This window comes from Microvirga tunisiensis (assembly GCF_009296175.1).
GTDB lineage: Bacteria > Pseudomonadota > Alphaproteobacteria > Rhizobiales > Beijerinckiaceae > Microvirga > Microvirga tunisiensis.
The window spans coordinates 1-13,338 of record NZ_VOSK01000180.1 but is presented as its reverse complement, the minus strand read 5'-3'; the positions used below and the strand labels follow the sequence as shown (position 1 = coordinate 13,338).

Below are 13,338 nucleotides of genomic sequence, written 5' to 3'. Positions count from 1 at the left end.
CTCACCAGCCAGCAGAACAATCCGAGCCCGCCAGACGACCTTCTGGGATGTGTTGCGGTCACCGACCAAGCTCTCCAAGCGATCTCGATCAGCGGCGGGAACCTCAATGCGTTCGATCTTGCCCATCAGAGCAGGATCGCACGTCGGATCGGATTTCGGAATCACTCGTCAGTGACAGAACACTAGGGCGCATTCATGGCGTCCAGCAGCCGTGAGCAGGACGGGCAGCCCATGAGAATCTACCGCCTCTTCAACAAGCTGAAGCGCCCCCGCAGCTATGCAGGTCGTGTTCTGCTGATCTGCTTTTTCGGCACCCACATTCCTCTCATCACGTTTGTAATTTGGGCGTTGGTCAAGAATCCGGCCTTCGGCCAGGAGAACTGGGCAGACCTCCTCGTGCTGCTGCTGGCAACGCTTGCCGGCACAGCGATCACTTTCCTTCTCGTCCACGGGATGCTGGCCCCTGTCCGCGTCGTGTCCCAGGCTCTCGGAGACTATCGCCAAAACAAGCATTTGCCCGCCCTGCCCCGCGGGCTCACCGATGAAGCGGGCTATATGCTCGATCAGGTTCAAGAGACCCTCGAGGAACTGGATCTGACGCTGAACAATCTGGCACGAGCGGCAGAGACCGACCCACTGACCGAGATCGGGAACCGGCGCTGGCTCGTCAGCCATGCGGAGGAGCAGATTGCCCGCGCGCAGAGGACACAAACCCCGCTTTGCGCCATTCTCTTCGATCTGGATCGCTTCAAGGCCATCAATGACCGTTATGGCCATGCCAAGGGCGATGCCGTTCTCGTCGGCGTCACTCGGTTCGTGAAAGGCGAACTGCGGTCATCCCACCTCTTTGCCCGCACAGGCGGGGAGGAATTCTGCATCATCCTGCCCAGAACGTCGCTCGACGAGGCCTTCGTCCTTGCTGAGAAGATGCAGAAAGGCCTTTCCGGTCAGTCGATCGCTCGGCTCGATCCTGGCGTGGTGACCGCAAGCTTCGGAGTTGTCGAGCGCGAGCCCGATGAGAAGGATCGGTCGAGCCTCTTGAGGCGGGCCGACGATCTGCTGTACCAGGCGAAGAACGACGGACGGAACCAGGTGGCAACCTCGACGCTGGTGTAACCGGCGGAGCTGTCAGACGCGGCTGACGATACATTGCTGATTGCTCGATGTGACGTCGTCCGTGATCACCCAATGAACGATCTTCTCGTTTTCGTCGATCTCGAGGATCATCTCGAACACGGAAATTTCCGCATAGACGCCGAAGAACCCGTAGTGGCGCGCTCCCCAGGAAGGAATGCTGAAACGGTCGATCTCATGAGTCAGGGCCCGGCATCGGGTCAGGATCACGCGAAGCCTTTCGACAGGGTATTCTGCTTGCAATGCCGGAGCGAGAAGTCCGTGGAGAGCTGAAGCATCTTCAGCCTTGTAGGCGCGAAGTAGGTCCTGAGAGACGTTGATCACAGCGTGCGGACCAACCTCCGACATCGCCGGAACCGGCAGAACAGCCACAATCATGGAAGTGGCCAGACACCCCAACTTGCCGAGCATTCAGGCCGGGACCTGCATCAACGCTTGAACATCGGGTGCTCCACCCGGTCGCCTGGCTTGATCCCTAGCCTGGCCGCCGTCCCGGCGTTCAGCTCCAGGACAGAGAGAACCGGCTCGCCCGAAGGGATGGTTCGAGTGGACAGGGGCTCTGTATTGGGGGCAATGCGGGCGATCGTCCCATCGGCCCGGATGAACAGCATATCGAGGGGCAGATAGGTGTTCTGCATCCACATGGACACGGGCTCGACGCGGCCGAAATCGAACAGCATGCCCTGATCGGCCGGCATGGATCGGCGGAACATCAGCCCCTGCGCCCGGTCGGCATCGTTGCGGGCGACTTCGACCCTGAAGGCCTGCCGCTGCCCGGCCTGTGTGGCGATGGACAGGGTCTCGAACGCCTGCGCGTAGACCGCGCCGGCGATTAGAACGACAAAACATAGGGCCGAGAACGCCGGCCGGATACGCGACAGCACGGATAAACTCATCAGTGGGAGTGCGGCAGGGCTATGTCGGCCAAGCGAACCTCGGCGGCCATGAGGCCCTTCGAGCCGTCGCCGAAGCGGACGAAGACGCGCTCGCCCGGCTTCAGTTCGGCAATACCGTAGCGGCGGAGGGTTTCCATATGGACGAAGATGTCCGGCTTACCCTCCCCCTGAGTCAGGAAGCCGAAGCCGCGCAGGCGGTTGAACCACTTCACGATCGCCGGCTCCAGACCGCTGGTCGGCACCACGTGGACGTGGGTCCGGGGCAGCGGCAGCTCGGAGGGATGCAGCGCGGTGGATTCGTCCAGCGAGAGGATGCGGAAGGCCTGAAGGCCACGCGGCCGCTGGACAGCCTCGACGACGATGCGAGCACCTTCGTTGGCGGCCTGATAGCCATCCCGTCGCAGGCAGGTCACATGAAGCAGAACATCGGACATGCCATTGTCGGGAACGATGAAACCGAACCCCTTGGCAACGTCGAACCACTTGATCCGGCCGCTGACCTGGACGAGCTCAAGGGCGGCCTCCTCGGAGGTCGGGTGAGCGACCTCACGGTGGCCCTGATCTATAGAGGGATTCTCCTCGCGGAGACTGAAAGAATTGGAGCCGTAATCGCCAGTCATGAAATTACCCAAACTCGAATCATGAACCCGATTCTTAATAAGAGGATAACATCGTCCTGAATCAGGGGAAGCCAGAAACGCGCATCAGAGGGCGATGAAATTTTCGGCAGCCTGCATGTTCTTGAAGTTACGACACAAATACTGAGAGGACCGAGCCGATCTCCGCATGGATCACCAGATCGGCAGCCCCATCCAGGGGTGTCGGCTCCCGATTGACGATCACGAGCCGCGCCCCGTTTTCCTTGGCGAAGGCCGGAAAAGCCGCCGCCGGATAGACGACCAGGGACGAGCCCGCGACCATAAACAGGTCGCACGATGCCGTCAGTTTCTGGGCCCGGCGCATGGGCCCCTCCGGCATAGCCTGTCCGAAGGAGATGGTCGCTGCCTTGAGGATTCCCCCACACATCCGGCAGTCGGGTGGCTCGCGGTCAGCATCGAAACACCGCCTCACCCAGTCGAGCTCATGGCGGCCGCCGCAGGCCAAACATTTGGCATAAGTCCCGTTGCCATGCAGCTCGATGACCTGATCCGGATCGAGGCCGGATTCCTGATGCAGCCCATCGATATTCTGGGTGATGACAGCCGGCATTCGACCCGCCGCGACAAGGGACGCGAAGCCGAGGTGCCCCAAGCTCGGACGTGCGCCGCGATAGAGGTCGTCCATGGCGAATTTCCGCCGCCATGCCTCCCGGCGCGCGTCCGCACTTTGCAGGAAAAGATCGAAGGAAATCGGCTTATGGCGCATCCAGGGACTGTCGGGCGAGCGGAAGTCGGGGATGCCGCTCTCGGTCGAGATCCCAGCCCCGGTAAAGCCCGCAACGATACGAGCGTCTTGAATCATGTCTTGTAATGTGGCGATTGATGCATCGAGGCTCTCGGTCATCTCACTCACATAAGGCCTACGGACTGAGAGGGAATGCCTTTACTCATGAGACAGACAGACTTGACCGCCATCTCCTCTCAAGCCCGAACCGCCGCGTCCCAGCGCTGGGATGCCATCGATGTCGCCCGCGGCATCGCGATTGCCGCGATGATCGTCTACCATTTCAGTTGGGACCTGAGCTTCCTGCAACTGATCGGGACGAACATCCTCCAGATGCCAGCCTGGCGCTGGTTTGCGCGCGGGATCGCTGGTTCGTTCCTGGTTCTTGCAGGTTTCGGCCTGGCGTTGGCCCATGTCCAGGGCTTCCGGCGAATGTCGTTCGTGAAGCGCCTCATGAAGGTCGGCGGCGCGGCTCTGGCCGTGACCCTGGTGACCTACTTTGCCTTTCCCGAAAGCTATATCTTCTTCGGCATCCTTCACTGCATTGCCGTCTCGAGCGTTCTGGCTCTGCCTTTCCTGCGACTGAACCCCGCTCTCACTTTCGTCTTTGCCATTTTCTGCCTGATCACCCCCTGGCTCTTCACGAGCCCGGCCCTCGATGCGCCCTGGCTCGACTGGCTCGGTCTCGGCGCATCCGATCCGGTCACCAACGATTACGTGCCTATCTTTCCGTGGTTCGGGCTCGTGCTGATCGACCTGGCCGCCGGGAAGCTGCTGTTGGCACAACGGGAGACGCTCAGCCTTGCGCGCTGGCGCGCGGACAACCCATTCTTCAAGCTGTTGGTATGGGCCGGGCGCAAGAGCCTGCCGATCTATCTCACCCACCAGATCATCTTGCTCGGACTCCTCTACGGCATCGCGCAGATCGTGGGCCCGAACCCATCGGCGGCCTGCCGACAGATCTGCCTGATGCAGAACGGCGACCCGGCGCTGTGCCCGTCCGTCTGCTCCTGCATTCTGCAGCAGGTCCCGGAGCGGGATCTCTGGCAAAGGCTCCTCACCAACAAAGCCGCTGCCGAGGACAACACGCGCATTTCACGTGCCGCGCAACAATGCATGCGCCAAAGCCCGCCATCGTAAGTGGCGCTGCACGTGCTTCGGGGAATAACAGGGCGGGGCCTTCTCTTGCATTTCCCCTCCCACGTCATGGCCGGCCTTGTGCCGGCCATCCCGATTGGAAAAGCGCCACGCCTCACCGAAGCGGGATCACCGGCACAAGGCCGGTGATGACCTCTAGCGATGATCGGCCATGGCAAGCACGCCTCTAGACCACGTTCAGCCGGGTCTCCTTCGAGGTGCGCTCCACCCTCGCCTCCGCCAGCAGGCAGAGGAGCTCGAACGCGATGGAAGCCCCCACCAGCGCGGTGCCTCCGGATTGATCGAGCGGCGGCGACACTTCGACCATGTCGGCGCCCACGAGGTTCAGGTGCCGGAAGCCGCGAACGAGCTGCAGCGCCTCACGACTCGTGAAGCCACCGATCTCCGGCGTTCCGGTGCCCGGAGCGAAAGCCGGATCGATGGAATCGATATCGAAGGTGAAATAGGTCGACTCCATGCCGACCACCCGGCGGGCCTCGGCGATCGCATAGGGAATGCCCTTCTCCGCCACCTCTTCCATGTCGATGATGCGGATGCCCTGGTCGAGCGCCCATTCGCGCTCGTCGGCGGAATACATGTGCCCCCGAATGCCGATCTGCACCATGCGCCTCGGATCGAGCACACCATCTTCGATGGCCCGGCGGAACGGTGTGCCGTGCGTGAGCTTCTGGCCGCCAAAGTAGGTGTCGCCCGTATCGCTGTGCGCATCCACATGGATCATGCCCATGGGACCGCTCTTCGAGGCGAGCGCGCGCAGAATCGGGTACGAAATGATATGGTCGCCCCCGATGGAGAGAGGCGTCACGCCGCCCTGGTAGAGATAGGTGACCTCGGCCTCGATGCGGCGGAGCGTGTCCTGCACATCGATGGGATTGACCGGCACGTCGCCCACATCGGCGCAGGCGCAGAGATCGTAGGGCGCCACCAGCGTCCCGTAATTGACCAGACGCATGAGCGATGAGGCGTCACGCACCTGGCGCGGCCCAAGGCGTGTTCCGGGACGGTTGGTGGTGGCTCCGTCGAAGGGAATGCCGAGGATGGCAATGTCGATCTCGCCCGGGGCCCGCGTCGGCGCGAGATAGGGCAGCCGCATGAAGGTCGAGATGCCGGCAAAGCGTGGCACCACCATTCCGGACAAGGGCTGATAAGTCTCCAGGCGCTGCTCGCGGGTTGCAGATTCAGTCTTTTTCTTAAGGTTCTGTGCCATCAATCTTCGTCCCTGTGCATCAATGAATGGCGCGGGCGAAAACCCGCTCGATCCGCTCCATCCCCCAGTCGATCTCATCGCGGGTGATGGTGAGAGGCGGCGCAAAGCGCAGCACCGTGCCGTGGGTGTCCTTCGAGAGGACGCCGTTCTGGAGCAGCGCATCGCAGATTGTACGTGCGGAGACCACGTTGGCGTCCACCTCGACACCGACCCACAGGCCGCGGCCGCGCACCTCCTTCACGATGTTGCTCCGCATGGCGCGCAAGCGGTCCTGAAGGTAGCCGCCCATTTCCGCGCTGCGCTCGACGAGATGCTCCTCTTCGATCACGGCCAGCGCCTCCAGCCCTATCCTGGCCGCCAGGGCGTTGCCCCCGAAGGTCGAGCCGTGGGAACCGGGATTGAAGACGCTCATGACCTCGTGTGTGCCCACGAAGGCCGAGACCGGATAAACGCCACCCCCCAAGGCCTTTCCCAGGATCAGGCCATCCGGCTTGATGCCCTCATGCTGATAGGCGAACCAGCGGCCCGTGCGGCCGAGACCCGATTGGACCTCGTCGAGCATCAGCAGAACGTTGTGCCTGTCGCAGATGGCACGCAGGTCTCTCAGGTAACCCTCCGGCGGCACCACGATGCCCGCCTCGCCCTGGATCGGCTCGATCAGGACGGCACAGGTGTTGCCGGTGATCGCCTGCTCGATCGCTCCTGCATCCCCGAAAGGCACCAGCTTGAAGCCGCCGGAGAAGGGGCCGAAACCCTCGCGATAGGACTCATCTGACGAAAATCCCACGATCGTGGTCGTGCGGCCGTGGAAATTATTGTTCGCGACGATGATTTCCGCCCGGTCCTGGGCGATCTTCTTCTTGGCATAACCCCAGCGCCGGGCTGCCTTGATGGCGGTCTCGACGGCCTCGGCGCCCGTGTTCATCGGCAACGCCATGTCGAGGCCGGTGATCTGGACGAGGCGCTCCAGGAAGGGCCCGAGAAGTTCCGTGTGATAGGCCCTGCTGGTGACGGCGAGCTTCGAGGCCTGCTCCATCATCGCCTTCAGGATGCGCGGGTGACCATGGCCGAGACTGACGGCCGAATAGGCGCTCATCATGTCCAGATAGCGCCTACCTTCCGTATCGGTGGCCCAGACGCCCTTCGCCTCCCTCAGGACGACAGGCAGGGAATCGTAATTGGCGGCAGTAACGGATCGTTCGAGAGCAATGAAATCCATGGAAGTCCTCCATGGACAAGCTTACGAACATAGCGTTCCCGTTGGGGCTGAAATCTCGCTTGGCCGCAGCCGTATCTGTCGTTTAGCCACGCACGCGGGCTCAATCCCGGTTGTCGGCCACCGGATAACCCTCAAAATCTTTCAGGGTCTTTAGGACGAAGGTCGTGTGAACACGGCCGATTCCGAATCCGGGATCGGCGAGATACGCCTCGGTCAGGGTCTCGTAAGCAGCAAGGGTCGATGCCACGATCCTGGCGATATAGTCGTACTCGCCGTTTACAACTTGCAGCTCGATCACGGCAGGATTGGCTGTCAAAGCACGCTCGAGCCGCTGCCGCGTACCGGTCGAAGGATCGCGCATGCTGATCCCCGCCAGGGCGATGATGTCATGTCCGAGGGCAGCCGGCTCGATCACGGCCATGTAGCCGCGGATCACGCCCTTCTGCTCCAGACGCCTGACCCGTTCGAGACAGGGACGCGCCGAAAGGCCGACCCGCTCGGACAGAGCCTGGTAGGTGATGCGCCCGTTGTCGCGGAGCGCGTCGAGGATCATTAGATCGATGCGATCGAGAGAGGGTTTGACGCTGCGGCTCAGCAGCTTCGAAGGCGGCTTCATGGTTCAGCCCGGTCGGGACCCAAAAACGAGACGGGTCCGGTGACAGATTGTCAGGTCTCTATCCTACGAGGCACGAGCCTTGCAATTCCACATAAGGGCTGAGACGGAGCCTTGACCGGTCGGTGCCTGGCCGAGAGCTTGCAGAACCAGAGCAAGTCATAGAAAGATATTGTTACAAAATTGCAATGTAATTTCATGTTGTTGTACGCAACTTTTATATCGTTTCATTATTGAAACGACGATCCCAGCCGATATGACTCAACGTCAACGGCAAGGGGGCAGCAACAGTGAGTTTTCTCTCGGAAGCGAATGTCGCTGAGCACGTCCTCGCGCTTTGCCGGTCGCTCAACGAAAATAGCGAGACCGCGATCGCGTTGGACACGTCACTGACGCATTCTCTCATCTTCGATTCCATGAAACTTGTGCAGTTCTTTGCCGGTGTCGAGGCGCTGTATCCGGGTGTTGCTCTCGAGGATTGGTTCATCGAGCACAGCCCGGATGGCCGGGACACCTTCGCAGTGCCGTTTCCTACCTGATGCGATTTCTCGATCCCCAGGCCGCAAAAGGTTGAAACCGGCTCCCATCTTTGCCAACTAGATCCTCGACACAGTGATTTTGACCGGTTGGCCTGCCGTCTCTTGTGACGGCACTTCGAAGCTGTGCGGGATCTGCAAGTGGATTGATCCCCATTGGACGGGGCCTCGGTACCAGATGCGAAGTCCGCAGCACGAGCTTGGCGGTGTCAAACCGTCAAAATCACTGTGCTAAGGATCTAGTAGCGCCTATCGATAACGGGCTCGATGAGATGCTTCCCGTTTCACGACGGGATTGGAGGTGCTGCTGTGCTGCGGGATTATCTGACCGACCTTCCTCTGATCGCCATTCTGCGAGGCCTGAAGCCTGAGAACGCCGAGGCTGTAGGCCACACCCTGGTCGAAGCCGGCTTCCGGATCATCGAGGTCCCGCTGAACTCGCCGGAGCCGTTTCGCAGCATCGAGATTTTGTCGAAGACCATGCCGGATAATGTGCTTGTCGGCGCCGGAACCGTCCTTGACCCGGACCAGGTCATCGGCGTCCACGATGTGGGCGGCAAACTGATCGTCATGCCCCATGCGGATCTCGACGTCATCCGCTGCGCCAAGAAAAACCGCCTTGTTTGCACCCCTGGCGTGGCGACGCCTACGGAGGCATTTGCAGCCTTAAAGGCGGGAGCAGACGCCATCAAGATCTTCCCGGCCGAGGCCACTCCTCCCGCCGTCGTGAAAGCCTGGCGGGCCGTGCTGCCGAAGGACGCCCTGGTCCTTCCCGTCGGCGGCATCAAGCCGGACAACATCAAGCCCTACGTGGATGCGGGCGCCAACGGCTTCGGGCTCGGCTCCGCGCTCTTCACGCCTGCCATGTCGGTCGAAGAGATCGGCCGCAATGCCCGTGATTTCGCGGCAGCTTGGCAAGAGCTGCGCTCAGCCTGAGCCACGACCGGCAGCTCGTATGAACGACCTGAGCAGGAACCCCTTTGGGCGAAAGCCGTTCTCAGGAGGAAGATTGTTCATGGAGTTCACGATGAAGAAAACGGTACTGATTCTTGCGGCTTCGCTTCTCAGCACGGCCGCCTTCGCTCAGGACACCACCACGACCATCAAGAAGGAAGAAGGCATCCTGGGCAGCCAGACGACGATCGAGCGCAAGACGGAGCCGAGCACGACGTCTTCCACCTCGGTCACAACCAGCACGGGCTCCGTGGGCTGCACTACGGAAACCAAGCAGAAGACGGACGAGTTCGGCGATACGACGACCAAGAAGAAGACCGAGTGCTGATCAGGCTCGTGTCCTCACCAGACAAGGCCCGGCTTCACGCTGGGCCTTTCGTTTGCAACGGGTCTAACCGCGTCTGCCGCCCTGTCCCCTGCGGAAGAAAGGAACGGTGAGAAGCCGTCGTCCGGTCTCATCGGTGATTTCCAGTTCGATATTGCCCGCATCGGCCAGCTCGTCCCGAAGCTCCTCGACCGTGGCCAACGCTTCGGCACGGGCCGCCTCGAGGTCGGGAAGCTCGATCCCCTCCTCATCTTCATCGACGTCGTAGCCGTCACGGATATTGAAGAAGTATCGCGGCATGGGAGTTCAGCTTCGATAGAGAGTTTGGCGGTAAGAACGCCCTTGCAGGCGGCAGGTTCAATCCGACGCCTGCCCTTCTCATATACACAGATTTTCCAGAAATGATGACGCCTATTGAGGGCCTGCCCACGGATTGCGAAGGGCTTGAGGAACGCCTCGGAACGCTCTGAACCGGAGATGGTCACTTCAGCGGATGGAGCTTTTTCAGGCAGAACGCGTTGATGGGCACGCCAAGGGTAATCGCGGGTCAACTGTCAGGGATATGTCGTGATCCGTACCCCCCTCGTTCCCTTCGCGATCCTTGGCGCGATCATCGCGCTTGGGGGCACACCAGCCAGCGCGCAATCCTCATGCGGCCCGCGCGAACAGCTCGTGAAGATGCTTGCCGATCAGTACAAGGAAGATCCGGTCGGCATGGGCCTCGCGCAGCCCGGACAGGTGATCGAAGTCTTCGCCTCCTCGAACGGGTCATGGACGATGGTGATGACCATGCCGGACGGCAAAGCCTGCCTGATCGCCGCCGGAGACAACTGGGAAATAGTGACCAAGATCAAAGGCAACCCGATCTAATGGGTCGTCACGCGACTTGTCGTATCGATCAGGCATCTATCGAACCTTCGACAGCGCTGCCGTGCCCGTTGATGGCGGATAAGCTGATTTTCAAGGATTGTGAAGTGGCGCGCCCTAGGGGAGTCGAACCCCTCTCTCCAGCGTGAAAGGCTGGCGTCCTAACCGATAGACGAAGGGCGCGGGTCATTCGGGGCGGTGCCGCCGAAGTGGGCGAACCTATAGATGGGTTCGTGATGCATCGCAAGCACCAGAATTGAATTATTCCGGCCTCGCGGCATCCATGATCCGGACCTCGACCTTCTCGTTCCCGCCCCAGCGATCGATGGAGAGAGTCCCGGCCACATGGAGCGGATTTCCGATGGACTGCGACAGCGCATTCCCAAGCGGCTGACCGGCGGCACGGAAGGCGATTCCGCCAATAAAACTGCCGTCTCCGCCGCGAAGCTTCACGCGCATATGCCCACCGCTGCCGACCTCACGCGCCTCGATGAGGCGATGCTGCGGGAAGACGAAGACCGGTTCCGGCTGGCCCTGACCGAACGGCCCTGCCCGCTCCAGAGCCGTCACGACGGCAGGCTGGGCGCCGGCGGCCGTCAGGGTCGCGTCGACGGCGAAATTATCCCCGAGGCGCATGGTGCTCACCGGCTCGGTGAGCTTTTCGGTGACGAAGGCGAGGAAGCGCTCCAGATCGACAGCCTGAATCGTCACGCCGGCCGCCATGGTGTGGCCGCCGCCTTTGATGGCGAGCCCCGCTTCGACGGCAGCGCGCACCGCATAGCCGAGATCCACGCCGGGCACGGAGCGGCCCGATCCGGTCGCCGTGCCGTTCTGGTTGAGGGTGAAGGCAAAGGCCGGGCGGCGGAACCGCTCCTTGGTGCGGGCGGAGATCAGGCCGACCACGCCGGGGTGCCACTCGGCCGAGGCGGTCACGAGAACCGGCAGATCCGGCATGCGCTCCAGCGCCATCATCGCCTGTGCCTCGGCTTCCGCAACGGCGATGACCTCGATGGCCTGACGCTCCCGGTTGAGCCGGTCGAGCTCAGTTGCCAGCTTCCCGGCCTGCACGGGATCCTCCGTCAGCAGAAGCCGCGATCCCAGAGCCGCATGGCCGATGCGACCGCCTGCGTTGATACGCGGTCCGACGAGATAGCCGAGATGCCAGCTCTCCGGGGCTCCGGCGAGGCCTGCGGTATCGAGAAGCGCCGCCAGCCCCACCCGGCGGCGGCTCTTCATGATGGCAAGGCCCTGGCGCACGAAGGCCCGGTTGAGGCCGATGAGAGGCACCACGTCGGCAACGGTCGCCAGGGCGACGAGATCGAGGCTGCCCATCAGGTCCGGCTCGGCTCGTCCCTGGAAGAAGCCGCGGGAGCGCAAGGTGCGGTTGAGAGCGACGAGGGACAGGAACACCACGCCGGCCGCGCAGAGATGACCGAGCCCCGACAGGTCGTCCTGCCGGTTCGGGTTCACGATGGCGAGCGCCTCCGGGAGCTGCTCGGGCGCCTGGTGGTGGTCGAGAACGATGGGATCGAGGCCAAGGCGCTTGGCTTCGGCTAAGGGCTCGATGCTCGCGGTCCCGCAATCGACCGTGACGAGAATGTCCGCGCCCTGCTCTTTCAGCGCCCGGATGGCATCGACATTCGGGCCATAACCCTCCGTGATCCGGTCGGGAATATGGATGGCATAGTCCAATCCGCAGGCGCGAAGATACTCGGCGAGAAGCGCCGCGCTGCAGGCTCCGTCGACGTCGTAATCGCCGAAGATCGCCACCTTCTCATTGCGCATCACCGCATCGGCCAGCCGGGAGGCCGCAGCCTCCATATCGGTGAGCCTATGCGGATCCGGCATGAGATCCCGCAGGCGCGGGTTCAGGAAACCTTCCGTGTCATGGATGCCCACGCCTCGCCCCGCGAGCACCCGGGACAGCACATCCGGCAGGCCGTGGGTCTGGGCGATGGCGAGCGCAATCGTCCCCTGGGCGGCATCGCAGCGCTCGACCCAGGTGCGCCCGAGGGCGGAATTGGTGACGCCCAGGAACGGCTTGGGCAGGAGAAGAGGAGATGATTCGGTCACAGCGGGAGTCTTATCCGCGAATTGTGGTCAAAGCATCCTGGGATGTTGGTGAGCTACTTCGCCCTCGTCATGGCCGGGCTTGTCCCGGCCATCCCGAGCCTGTGAAACGCCGCGTCTCTCGTGTCGGGATCACCGGCGCAAGGCCGGTGATGAGGGAGGAGGGTATCATTCCCGGCCCTTCGGCCGCCGGGGATGACCGGGGCATCAGCCGAACAGATGGCGATACTGAATGAAGCCGCTACGGGCAGCGACCTTATCGTACAGCGCCTGGGCCGTCGTGTTGGTTTCATGCGTCAGCCAATAGACCCGGCTCGCACCCTGGGCTTTCGCCCTCTCGTACACCGCCTCGATCAAGGCCCGCGCCACACCCCGCCCGCGCGCCTCCTCGGCCGTAAACAGATCCTGCAGGTAGCAGTAATCGGCCGTGCTCCAGGTGGAGCGGTGATAGATCGTATGGACGATGCCCACGATCCTGCCGTCGAGAACAGCCGCGAGACCGTACATGGGCTCCGCGGGATCGAGAAACCGACGCCACGTGGTCTCCGTGACCTCGGGCGGCACGGACGACTTGTAGAACGTCAGATAACCCTGCCAGAGAGGCTCCCAGGCCTTCCGGTCGTCCGCGATGAAGGGGCGGATCTGAAGCATTGTGTTTTCCATTCCTACAGGCATCGGTCTCAGTGTCAGGCTGATAAAGCGCTGGCAACCGTCCTCCCCCTTGTGGGGAGGAGTTGGAGGTGGGGGTGTGAGCGATAGCCTATACAGGTCAGGCGCCGGCACCCCCGCCCTGGCCCTCCCCACAAGGGGGAGGGAAACATGCGGCAGATCCGTTATCAGCCAGTCTCTTAGTACTACTGTGTCATAAACTCACGAGGCGAGCTATAGTCGGGAGATCCATCATGCGGAGGCGTGTGATGAACCTTCCTATCCCATCAGAGACGCGCGAGGCGCGGTTTGCCGCCTATGTTGATGC

The 13,338-nt window shown here is 62.1% G+C and carries 16 protein-coding genes and 1 tRNA gene; 6 read left to right on the top strand and 11 right to left on the bottom strand.

Going from position 1 to position 13,338, the window contains the following annotated elements; genetic code table 11:
- Positions 1-231 precede the first annotated feature (231 nt).
- Complete coding sequence (locus FS320_RS28220) at positions 232-1,116, top strand: GGDEF domain-containing protein (RefSeq protein ID WP_162003280.1); 885 nt, start codon at positions 232-234, stop codon at positions 1,114-1,116.
- Positions 1,117-1,128: 12 nt separating this feature from the next.
- On the opposite strand, the gene FS320_RS28215 is transcribed toward FS320_RS28220, so the two are convergent.
- From FS320_RS28215 to FS320_RS28200, 4 genes are all read right to left on the bottom strand, one after another.
- Entirely contained in the window at positions 1,129-1,512 is a 384-nt protein-coding gene (locus FS320_RS28215) for a hypothetical protein (protein ID WP_152715561.1), read from the bottom strand.
- Positions 1,513-1,562: 50 nt separating this feature from the next.
- Positions 1,563-2,030 (bottom strand): DUF192 domain-containing protein, encoded by a 468-nt coding sequence (locus tag FS320_RS28210; RefSeq protein ID WP_152715560.1) that lies wholly within the window; start codon positions 2,028-2,030, stop codon positions 1,563-1,565.
- Positions 2,030-2,650, bottom strand: a complete 621-nt coding sequence (locus FS320_RS28205; RefSeq protein WP_152715558.1) for a cold-shock protein — start codon at positions 2,648-2,650, stop codon at positions 2,030-2,032. Before FS320_RS28205 ends, FS320_RS28210 begins: the two co-directional genes overlap by 1 nt.
- Positions 2,651-2,777: 127 nt before the next feature.
- Positions 2,778-3,533 (bottom strand): SIR2 family NAD-dependent protein deacylase, encoded by a 756-nt coding sequence (locus FS320_RS28200; protein ID WP_244627438.1) that lies wholly within the window; start codon positions 3,531-3,533, stop codon positions 2,778-2,780.
- Positions 3,534-3,578: 45 nt separating this feature from the next.
- Here FS320_RS28200 and FS320_RS28195 point away from each other — a divergent pair, with 45 nt between their 5' ends.
- Complete coding sequence (locus FS320_RS28195) at positions 3,579-4,553, top strand: acetyltransferase domain-containing protein (RefSeq protein ID WP_162003279.1); 975 nt, start codon at positions 3,579-3,581, stop codon at positions 4,551-4,553.
- A 184-nt stretch (positions 4,554-4,737) separates the two neighbouring features.
- Here the strand turns inward: FS320_RS28195 and speB are convergent, their stop codons facing one another.
- From speB to FS320_RS28180, 3 genes are all read right to left on the bottom strand, one after another.
- Complete coding sequence (speB, locus tag FS320_RS28190) at positions 4,738-5,778, bottom strand: agmatinase (RefSeq protein ID WP_152715554.1); 1,041 nt, start codon at positions 5,776-5,778, stop codon at positions 4,738-4,740.
- Positions 5,779-5,797: 19 nt separating this feature from the next.
- Positions 5,798-6,997, bottom strand: coding sequence for an ornithine--oxo-acid transaminase (gene rocD, locus FS320_RS28185; protein ID WP_152715552.1), 1,200 nt, complete (start codon positions 6,995-6,997; stop codon positions 5,798-5,800).
- Positions 6,998-7,097: 100 nt separating this feature from the next.
- Positions 7,098-7,613, bottom strand: a complete 516-nt coding sequence (locus FS320_RS28180; protein ID WP_152715550.1) for an Lrp/AsnC family transcriptional regulator — start codon at positions 7,611-7,613, stop codon at positions 7,098-7,100.
- A 287-nt stretch (positions 7,614-7,900) separates the two neighbouring features.
- On the opposite strand from FS320_RS28180, the gene FS320_RS28175 reads away from it, so the two are divergent.
- The 3 genes from FS320_RS28175 (at position 7,901) to FS320_RS28165 (ending at position 9,428) form a co-directional block, all read left to right on the top strand.
- Entirely contained in the window at positions 7,901-8,149 is a 249-nt protein-coding gene (locus FS320_RS28175; protein WP_152715548.1) for a hypothetical protein, read from the top strand.
- Between the two features lie 306 nt (positions 8,150-8,455).
- Positions 8,456-9,082: a 2-dehydro-3-deoxy-6-phosphogalactonate aldolase gene (locus FS320_RS28170; RefSeq protein ID WP_162003278.1), complete on the top strand. Its 627-nt coding sequence runs from the start codon at positions 8,456-8,458 to the stop codon at positions 9,080-9,082.
- Between the two features lie 91 nt (positions 9,083-9,173).
- The gene (locus tag FS320_RS28165) at positions 9,174-9,428 is read left to right on the top strand and encodes a hypothetical protein (RefSeq protein ID WP_152715544.1); all 255 of its coding nucleotides are present in this window, start codon (positions 9,174-9,176) and stop codon (positions 9,426-9,428) included.
- Between the two features lie 63 nt (positions 9,429-9,491).
- On the opposite strand, the gene FS320_RS28160 is transcribed toward FS320_RS28165, so the two are convergent.
- Positions 9,492-9,725 carry a DUF6894 family protein gene (locus tag FS320_RS28160; RefSeq protein WP_152715542.1) on the bottom strand — a complete coding sequence of 78 codons (234 nt, stop codon included), beginning with the start codon at positions 9,723-9,725 and terminating at the stop codon, positions 9,492-9,494.
- A gap of 267 nt (positions 9,726-9,992) precedes the next feature.
- Between FS320_RS28160 and FS320_RS28155 the strand changes: the two genes are divergently transcribed.
- Positions 9,993-10,295, top strand: coding sequence for a hypothetical protein (locus tag FS320_RS28155; RefSeq protein WP_152715540.1), 303 nt, complete (start codon positions 9,993-9,995; stop codon positions 10,293-10,295).
- A gap of 105 nt (positions 10,296-10,400) precedes the next feature.
- Here the strand turns inward: FS320_RS28155 and FS320_RS28150 are convergent.
- From FS320_RS28150 to FS320_RS28140, 3 genes are all read right to left on the bottom strand, one after another.
- Positions 10,401-10,475: transfer RNA gene (locus FS320_RS28150), tRNA-Glu, on the bottom strand.
- A 78-nt stretch (positions 10,476-10,553) separates the two neighbouring features.
- Positions 10,554-12,365 (bottom strand): single-stranded-DNA-specific exonuclease RecJ, encoded by a 1,812-nt coding sequence (gene recJ / locus FS320_RS28145; protein ID WP_162003277.1) that lies wholly within the window; start codon positions 12,363-12,365, stop codon positions 10,554-10,556.
- A gap of 204 nt (positions 12,366-12,569) precedes the next feature.
- On the bottom strand, positions 12,570-13,013 hold the full coding sequence (locus FS320_RS28140; protein WP_152715538.1) for a GNAT family N-acetyltransferase: 444 nt from the start codon (positions 13,011-13,013) through the stop codon (positions 12,570-12,572).
- Positions 13,014-13,338 lie beyond the last annotated feature (325 nt).